The sequence below is a fragment of the Streptomyces sp. URMC 123 genome, from assembly GCF_051386515.1.
In the GTDB taxonomy this organism is placed as follows: Bacteria; Actinomycetota; Actinomycetes; order Streptomycetales; family Streptomycetaceae; genus Streptomyces.
The window spans coordinates 1-7719 of record NZ_JBPQTV010000304.1 but is presented as its reverse complement, the minus strand read 5'-3'; the positions used below and the strand labels follow the sequence as shown (position 1 = coordinate 7719).

Here is a 7719-nt window from a genome sequence, read left to right as displayed (position 1 = left end):
TGTTCCGGAGGACTTTCAAAGGAACCTCGTCTCCAAGAGACGGGGTATCAACATATCTGGCGTTGACTTTTGGCACGCTGTTGAGTTCTCAAGGAACGGACGCTTCCTTCGGTCCGGCTCCCACCGGCCCTCCGGGCGCTTCCCTTCGGTGTTTCCAACCTTACCAGATTCTTTTCCGGCCCCTGCTTCTCGTGAGAAGCAGTTCATCCGGTTGAATTCCGGTCCCCGTTGGAGGGGGTTTGTTTCGCGCCTCTCGGCGTGATTCCGACTTTATCAGATTCGTTTCCACCGATCTAATCGGCTTTCGCGATCCCGATGAACCCGGACGGCCATACCGGAATTACATTCCGGTGGAGGCGAGGAAGATATTAACCTTTGCTCGCGGACCTGTCCAGTCCGCCGCAACCGTTTGAATCTACCTCCCAGGAGCACCCACGTCAAGGGGTGTGCCCGGCGAAGAGGAGATTAGCAGGTCAGAGGGGTCCGACGCACATCAGGCGACCACGGGCTGCCGTGCGCCACGGTCCGGGCCTTCGACGTCACCCGTCTCCCCGCGGCGGGCCGCGCGGCGCCCCGGCCCGTAGACGTACCCAAGAAATGCCAGCTCAGCGGCGATGCCGATGGAGATGCGAGCCCAGGTGGGGAGTCCTGAGGGGGTGACGAAGCCTTCGATGACCCCGGACACGAACAGCACGATCGCCAGGCCGATGGCCATGCCCAGCGCCGACCGTCCCTCCTCGGCGAGCGCCGTACGCCGCGGCCGCGGCCCCGGGTCAATCACTGTCCAGCCCAGCCTCAGGCCGGTGCCGGCGGCGACGAAGACGGCCGTGAGCTCCAGCAGCCCGTGCGGAAGGATCAGCCCCAGGAAGGTGTCCAGGCGGCCGACGGACGACATCAGGCCCAGCCCGATGCCCAGGTTGAGGGTGTTCTGGAAGAGGACCCAGAGCACCGGGATGCCCAGGAAAGCGCCGAAGACCAGACAGACGGCGGCGACCTGCGCGTTGTTCGTCCAGACCTGGGCGGCGAACGAGGCCGCCGCGTGACTGGAGTAGTACGTCTCGTACTGGCCGCCCGGCCGGGTGAGCTCCCTCAGCTGGTCCGGGGCGGCTATGGAGGCCTGGACCTCGGGGTGGGTGGCGATCCACCAGCCGATCACAGCCGCCAGGGCCGTCGAGAGCAGAGCTGTCGGCAGCCACCAGTGGCGCGATCGGTACAGGGCGGCCGGGAAGCCGGCCGACAGGAAGCGGCCGGCGTCACGCCAGCCGGCCCGGCGGGCCCCGGTGACAGCACTGCGCGCACGGGCCACGAGCTGGGTGAGCCGGCCGACGAGCTGGGGGTCGGGGGCGCTGGACCGCACAAAGGACAGATGGGTCGCCGCGCGCTGATAGAGGGCGACGAGTTCGTCCGCCTCCGCCCCGGAGAGCTTCCGCCGCCGACCCAGCAGCGCTTCGAGGCGAGCCCATTCGGCGCTGTGGGCCCGGACGAACACATCGAGATCCATGGCGACTGCTCCTCCATCCCGGCCCGGCCGTGATCGGACCTCAGCTTGGCAGACAGCGGCCGCCCAACGGCACACTGGTCCTGCGGGGTCGGGGTGGGGCAGGTCAGGTGGAGGGAGGACACCGCGCATGAGCGATCTGGTGACGGGTGAGGCGGTGGTCCTGGACCTTCGCCCGGCACGGCTGCCGAGTCGCGCCCTGGCGGTCTTCATCGATCTCGTGGTCGTGTGGACCGTCTACACCGGGGTGTCGACCGCAGTACTGCTGGCGACCTCGTCGCTCGACGAGGCGGTCTCGGCGGCGCTGTCCGTGGCGATGTTCGTGCTGGTGCTGGTCGGAGGGCCGATCGCGGTCGAGACGCTCAGTCACGGACAGTCGCTCGGGAAGCTGGCGTGCGGGCTGCGCGTCGTACGGGAGGACGGGGGGCCGATCCGCTTCCGGCACGCGCTGGTGCGCGGCGCGATGGGCGTGGTGGAGATCCTGATGACCTTCGGCGTCGTCGCCTGCGTCGCTTCGCTGGTCTCCGCGCGAGGGCGGCGCCTCGGGGACGTGTTCGCCGGGACGCTGGTGGTGCGGGAGCGGATACCCGTGGCCCGGTCCGCCGCCGTACCACCGGCGCCGCCGTGGCTGGTGGAGCGATTCGCCGGGCTGGATCTGTCCGCCGTCCCGGAGGGGCTGTGGCTGGCGGTTCGGCAGTATCTGTCGCGGACGGGCCAGCTCGACCCGCAGGTGAGTGAGTCCATGGCGCAGCGGCTGGCCTGGGATGTCGCGGGCCGCACGGGGGCGCCGGTGCCGGACGGGGTGCCGCCGGCGGTCTATCTGGCGGCGGTGGTGGCCGAGCGGCAGGCGCGGGACGCACGGCGGGCCTTCGGGCCGACGGCCGCCCCGCCCTCGGACGGCCGGTACCCGGCTCCGTATCCCGCTGCCGCTCACCCGTACCCCGCTCCTGATCAGTCGGCTCCGCATCAGGGGTTCGGCCTCGGCCACGCCGCCGGGGCGCCGCCGGTGCCCGGGGGCGCGCCGGGCCCGCACGCCGCCACGGCCGCCGGAGCGGCGCCGGCAGCCGACGGCCCGCCGACGCGGACGACGGGCTTCCAGCCTCCCGTGTGAGCGGCCGGGCGGCGCGTGTCGTTCGGGGACCGGTCAGTCGAAGCGCGAGGGCGGGGACTCGAGGTCCTCCAACTCGATTCCCGGCGCGGCGAGGACCACGTCCCCGGCGATGTGCACGGGGCGCTGCTCGCCGGTGTCGAGGTCGGTCACCTGGTACTCGTCCACGAGGAGGGGGCCGTTGTCAGTGGCGTGTGTTTCCCTCGTCACCAGGGACCACGACTGGTCGAGGGTGCGGGGTGCCAGGACGGGGCTGGTGAACGCGACGAGGCGGACGCGGGTGGCCGGGGCGGCGGGGGCCGGCCGCAGCAGCCGGGCCGTGGCGACGAGGAAGGCCGGGGAAGCGCCGGTGAAGGCGTGGGCGGGGACATTGCCCTCGGTGGCATGAGCCCCGCTGGGATCGGTGCGGACCCACGTGACGCCGTCGAGGGCGCCGCCGCGGACCTGCCAGCTCGCGGCGTGGAGTTCGACGCGGATGGGGCGTCCGAGCTCGTCGAGGGTCAGGTCGACGGAGCCGGCGTGGTCGCCGGAGGGGGTGGTGATCTGGGAGACGTAGCGCCAGCCGGAGGGGCCGGTGGCGCAGTGGAAGTGTTCTTCTCCGAGGGGGGTGCGGTCGTGGGGGTCGTGGAGCGAGTAGCGGCCTCGGGGCATGGTGCTGTCCTTGACGGGTCAGGCCCCCGCCGGTGGGGCGGGGGCCTGATATCCACCGCTGGTGCGGCGATGCGCGGTGATCAGTAGGCGATCAGTGGGCGGTCAGTAGCGGTAGTGGTCCGGCTTGTACGGGCCCTCCACCGGCACGCCGATGTACGCCGCCTGCTCCGGGCGGAGCGTGGTGAGCTTGGCGCCGAGGGCGTCCAGGTGGAGGCGGGCCACCTTCTCGTCCAGGTGCTTGGGCAGCACGTAGACATCGGTGGGGTACGCCTCGGGCTTGGTGAAGAGCTCGATCTGCGCGATGGTCTGGTTCGCGAAGGAGTTCGACATCACGAACGAGGGGTGACCCGTGGCGTTGCCCAGGTTGAGCAGCCGGCCCTCGGACAGCAGGATGATCTTCTTGCCGTCCGGGAAGGTCCAGGTGTGGACCTGCGGCTTCACCTCGTCCTTGACGATGCCGGGGATGGCGGCGAGGCCGGCCATGTCGATCTCGTTGTCGAAGTGGCCGATGTTGCCGACGATGGCCTGGTGCTTCATCTTCGCCATGTCAGAGGCGAGGATGATGTCCTTGTTGCCGGTGGTGGTGATGAAGATGTCGGCGGTCTCGACGACGTCGTCGAGCGTGGCGACCTGGTAGCCGTCCATCGCCGCCTGGAGGGCGCAGATGGGGTCGATCTCGGTCACGATCACGCGCGCACCCTGGCCGCGGAGGGACTCCGCGCAGCCCTTGCCCACGTCGCCGTAGCCGCAGACGACCGCGACCTTGCCGCCGATGAGTACATCGGTGGCGCGGTTGATGCCGTCGATCAGCGAGTGGCGGCAGCCGTACTTGTTGTCGAACTTCGACTTGGTCACCGCGTCGTTGACGTTGATCGCGGGGAAGAGGAGGGTGCCGGCCTGCTGCATCTCGTACAGGCGGTGGACACCGGTGGTGGTCTCCTCGGTCACGCCGCGGATCTCGGAGGCCAGCTGGGTCCACTTCTGGGGGTTCTCCGCGAGGGTGCGGTTAAGGACCTCCAGGATGACCCGGTGCTCGTCGTTCTCCGCGGTGGAGACGGCCGGGGCCGCGCCCGCCTTCTCGTACTCGACGCCCTTGTGGACGAGGAGAGTCGCGTCACCACCGTCGTCGAGGATCATGTTCGGGCCGCCGGTGGGCGTGCCCGGCCAGGTGAGCGCCTGCTCGGTGCACCACCAGTACTCCTCCAGCGTCTCGCCCTTCCAGGCGAAGACGGGCACGCCCTGCGGGTTGTCCGGGGTGCCGTTGGGGCCGACCGCGATGGCGGCGGCGGCGTGGTCCTGGGTGGAGAAGATGTTGCAGGAGGCCCAGCGGACCTGGGCGCCCAGGGCGACGAGGGTCTCGATGAGCACGGCGGTCTGCACGGTCATGTGCAGGGAGCCGGTGATACGGGCGCCCGCGAGCGGCTGGGCTTCGGCGTACTCCTTGCGGATGGCCATCAGACCCGGCATCTCGTGCTCAGCGAGAGTGATCTCCTTGCGGCCGAATTCCGCCAGGGAGAGGTCGGCGACCTTGAAGTCCTGGCCGGCGGCGGCTGTCGTCATGCGGTCTGCTCCTCGTGAGGTCGAGCGAGAGTGAACACGGCTGTTCTGCGGCAGGTGGGCGCCTCAGCCCCCGGCCGCAGCGCAGTCCGTCGGAGGCCCTCTCGCCCTCGGCCGGCCCCAGCGTGGCACCGCCCGACCGCCATCAGCAGCGACGTCTGTCGGTTCCCGAATCTACACCGGACGGCGGAGCGGGCCCCAGCCTCTCACCAAGGCTTCGTCATCTACGCCAGTCCTATGCCATTCGGACAGGTGCGGGGCTCGAGGGGCGGGCGAGCGGCGTGCGGGCTTCCTTTTCGGCGCGCGCGGCGCGGGCGTCCTCTCGGCGCGCGCGGCGGCGCCGGATACGCGAGCGGGCCCCTCGCGCTGTGGCGAGGGGCCCGCTTCCGTCCGTACGGCGCGTCAGTGAGCGGCCGGACCGCCGGGCGTCTTGGCCGGGTTGTTGCCGGCGGCCGCCGCGGACTCGCTGTAGACGTCCGGTTCGAGGTAGATCACGCGGGCGATCGGGACGGCCTCGCGGATGCGGTCCTCGGCGGCGTTGATGGCCGCGGCCACGTCGGCGGCCGTGTCCTCGTGGCGTACCGCGATCTTCGCGGCGACCAGCAGCTCCTCCGGGCCGAGGTGGAGGGTGCGCATGTGGATGACGCGGCTCACGGTGCGGCCGTCGACGAGGGCGGCACGGATCTTCGCCACGTCCTCGGTGCCGGCGGCCTCGCCGAGCAGCAGCGACTTGGTCTCCGCCGCGAGGACGAGCGCGATCAGGATGAGCAGTACGCCGATGCAGAGGGTGCCGATGCCGTCCCAGACGCCGTCGCCGGTGCCCAGGGCCAGCAGGACGCCGCCGAGGGCGAGCACCAGGCCGACCAGCGCGCCGAGGTCCTCCAGCAGCACCACCGGCAGCTCCGGCGCCTTGGCCCGGCGGACGAACTCCTTCCAGGACTGTGTGCCGCGGAGCTCGTTCGACTCCTTGATGGCCGTACGGAAGGAGAAGGTCTCCGCGATGATGGCGAAGACGAGCACGCCGACCGGCCAGTACCAGTGCTCGATCTCATGCGGGTGCTTGATCTTCTCGTAGCCCTCGTAGAGGGCGAACATGCCGCCGACGCTGAAGAGCACGATGGAGACGAGGAAGCTGTAGATGTAGCGCTCGCGGCCGTAGCCGAACGGGTGCTCCTCGGTGGCCGCCCGTTTGGCCTTCTTCCCGCCCACCAGCAGCAGCGCCTGGTTGCCCGAGTCGGCCAGCGAGTGAACGCCCTCCGCGAGCATTGACGACGAGCCGCTGAAGGCGAACGCCACGAACTTCGCTGCCGCGATCGCTAGATTGGCGCCCAACGCCGCGACGATCGCCTTGGTTCCGCCTGACGCGCTCATGTCCGCCCAGTGTCCCTTCCCTGATGGCCTCGTGCCGTGGTGTGTCCTGCCGGAGTACGGCGGCACATTGTTGCAGTACGGCTGGAGGCGCGTCGGTCAGGTCGCCGTACGGGCACCGTTCGCCGTACGGGTGTCCCACGGCACCGCGGCGCGGAAGACCGTACCTGCCCCGGAGAGCTCGACCCGTTCGCGCGCCGCCACGAACGCGGAGTCACCGCGCCTCAGGGGCAGTTCCGCGCCGGTCGCGTCGCGCAGTACTGCCGCACCCGCCGTACAGAGCAGGATCTGCGGCACTCCCGTGGGCAGCCGGTGCGGCGTTCCTCCGTCGGCCAGGGCATGGCGTGCCAGGCGGAATTCCCCGCTCGGCGTGTCGTAGACCTCTTCCCCCGTGCCCTCGGCGGCCTCGGGTCGCAGGATGGCGGGAACAGTCGGCTCGAACCGCACGACACGCAGCAACTCGGGCACATCCACATGTTTGGGGGTGAGCCCGCAGCGGAGCACGTTGTCGGAGTTGGCCATGAGCTCCACACCGAGCCCGCTGAGATAGGCGTGCGGCACTCCGGCGCCGAGGAAGAGCGCCTCGCCGGGCTGGAGCCGTACGTGGTTGAGGAGCAGGGAGGCGATGACTCCGGGGTCGCCGGGGTAGTGCCGGGCCACGGTGGCGCAGGCCGCGTAGTCGTCCCGGTGCGGCCCGGGGGCGGCGGCCAGCCGCTCGGCCGCGGCGGCGGCCCGGGCGACGGTCTCGGCCATCGCTTCCGGATCGGCCGTCAGTACGGCGGTGAGCACCTCTCGCAGCGCGTCCGATTCGGGGCTGGCGTGGAGGATGTCCACATACGGTTCGAGGGAGTCGACGCCGAGCCCCGCGAGCAGTTCCGCGGCGTCCGCCTCGCGCCGGAAGCCGCACAGGCCGTCGAACGGCGTGAGGGCGCAGATCAGTTCCGGCTTGTGGTTGGCGTCCCGGTAGTTGCGGTGCGCTGCGTCGACGGGCACCTGGCGCTCCGTCTCGGCGGCGAAGCCCGCGCGCGCCTGGGCGAGGTCCGGGTGGACCTGGAGGGAGAGCGGGGCGGCGGCGGCGAGCACCTTGAACAGGAACGGCAGCCGGGGGCCGAAGGAGTCCACGGCGGCGTCGCCCAGCTCGCCGCGCGGGTCGGCCTCGATCACCTCGGGGAGCGGTACGGGGCCGGCGCCCCGGTCGACCCGCGAGGGAGCACCGGGGTGGGCGCCCATCCACAGTTCTGCTTGAGGCTCGCCGGTGGGCTCGACGCCCAGCAGCTCCGGGATGGCGGTGAGGGAGCCCCAGGCGTAGGGGCGCACGGTGTTGACGAGGCGATCCATGGTGAGCGCTTCCTGGCGGGTCCTGGCAGGTCTCGATGGGGGCTACGGGGCGCGGCTACAGGGGGCGGCTGCAGGGGCGGCTGCGGATCAGGACCGGCCGCGGGAGGTCAGGCCCAGATAGACCGCGGCGAAGTCGGTGACCGCCACCAGCTCGGCCACGGCTTCGAGTTCGCTGCCCGCGGCCGGCTCCAGCTCGCTG

6 protein-coding genes are annotated in these 7719 nt (G+C 70.9%); 1 reads left to right on the top strand and 5 read right to left on the bottom strand.

The genetic code is table 11. The annotated features are described in order from the left end of the window. Positions 1 to 493: 493 nt before the first annotated feature. Positions 494 to 1501, bottom strand: a complete 1008-nt coding sequence (locus ACSNOD_RS25545; protein WP_436769402.1) for a stage II sporulation protein M — start codon at positions 1499 to 1501, stop codon at positions 494 to 496. 127 nt (positions 1502 to 1628) lie between these two features. Here ACSNOD_RS25545 and ACSNOD_RS25540 point away from each other — a divergent pair, with 127 nt between their 5' ends. After that, entirely contained in the window at positions 1629 to 2609 is a 981-nt protein-coding gene (locus ACSNOD_RS25540; RefSeq protein WP_436769401.1) for an RDD family protein, read from the top strand. 33 nt (positions 2610 to 2642) lie between these two features. Here ACSNOD_RS25540 and ACSNOD_RS25535 read toward each other — a convergent pair whose 3' ends face one another. The 4 genes from ACSNOD_RS25535 to manA all read right to left on the bottom strand — a co-directional run bounded on the left by ACSNOD_RS25535 (position 2643) and on the right by manA (position 7520). Further along, on the bottom strand, positions 2643 to 3257 hold the full coding sequence (locus ACSNOD_RS25535; RefSeq protein ID WP_436769400.1) for a hypothetical protein: 615 nt from the start codon (positions 3255 to 3257) through the stop codon (positions 2643 to 2645). A 102-nt stretch (positions 3258 to 3359) separates the two neighbouring features. Continuing rightward, the gene (ahcY, locus tag ACSNOD_RS25530) at positions 3360 to 4817 is read right to left on the bottom strand and encodes an adenosylhomocysteinase (RefSeq protein ID WP_436769399.1); all 1458 of its coding nucleotides are present in this window, start codon (positions 4815 to 4817) and stop codon (positions 3360 to 3362) included. A gap of 399 nt (positions 4818 to 5216) precedes the next feature. Continuing rightward, positions 5217 to 6185: a cation diffusion facilitator family transporter gene (locus tag ACSNOD_RS25525; protein WP_436769398.1), complete on the bottom strand. Its 969-nt coding sequence runs from the start codon at positions 6183 to 6185 to the stop codon at positions 5217 to 5219. 96 nt (positions 6186 to 6281) lie between these two features. Next, positions 6282 to 7520, bottom strand: coding sequence for a mannose-6-phosphate isomerase, class I (gene manA / locus ACSNOD_RS25520; protein WP_436769397.1), 1239 nt, complete (start codon positions 7518 to 7520; stop codon positions 6282 to 6284). Positions 7521 to 7719 lie beyond the last annotated feature (199 nt).